Below are 742 nucleotides of genomic sequence, written 5' to 3'. Positions count from 1 at the left end.
AAGCGGCAAGACGTTTGCGCTGGTAACCGGTCCAAATATGGCGGGGAAAAGCACCTACCTAAGGCAAAACGCGCTGATTGCGCTGCTGGCGCAAACCGGCTCGTTCGTGCCGGCGGAACAGGCGCATATCGGCATTATCGACCGCATTTTTTGCCGCGTGGGCGCGTCGGATAATCTGGCGCGGGGCGAATCAACATTCCTCGTCGAGATGTCGGAGACGGCGTACATTCTCCGCAGCGCGACGGCGCGAAGCCTCGTGATTATGGACGAAGTCGGGCGGGGAACTTCGACGGCGGACGGGCTGGCAATTGCGCGAGCGGTGTCGGAACACCTGCTGAATGCGCTGCACTGCAAGACGTTTTTTGCGACGCACTACCACGAACTGACGCGGCTACCGCACCCCGCGTGCAAACTGCTGTGCCTTGAGGTGCTTGAGCGCGAAGGCACTGTGGTGTTTCTGAAGAAAATCCGCGAAGGCGCGTCCACCGCGTCTTACGGCATTCACGTCGCGCGGCTCGCGGGCGTCCCCGAAAGCGTGATTACGCGCGCCAGAACCCTCTTGGCGGAAAGCGCCCCCGCCGCTTTGCCGCCCGAACCCGACGCGGTTTCCGTGCCCGCGTCTGACGCGGAAGGTGTCGCCGCCGCTCCGCTCTCCGCGCCGGAGGCGGCACAGAGAATGCCGCCGAAACCAACGCCTGTTACCAGAGGGCTTTTCTCCGGCGAGGAGCTTATCATCGACGAG

1 protein-coding gene is annotated in these 742 nt (G+C 63.2%); it reads left to right on the top strand.

The features are described 5' to 3' along the window. On the top strand, window positions 1–742 hold a 742-nt coding region (locus AWU74_RS06875), incomplete at both ends, for a MutS-related protein (RefSeq protein ID WP_438816365.1).

Source organism: Treponema endosymbiont of Eucomonympha sp. (assembly GCF_001028545.1).
The sequence above is the reverse complement of the archived record's forward strand: the minus strand, read 5'-3'. Positions and strand labels throughout refer to the sequence as shown.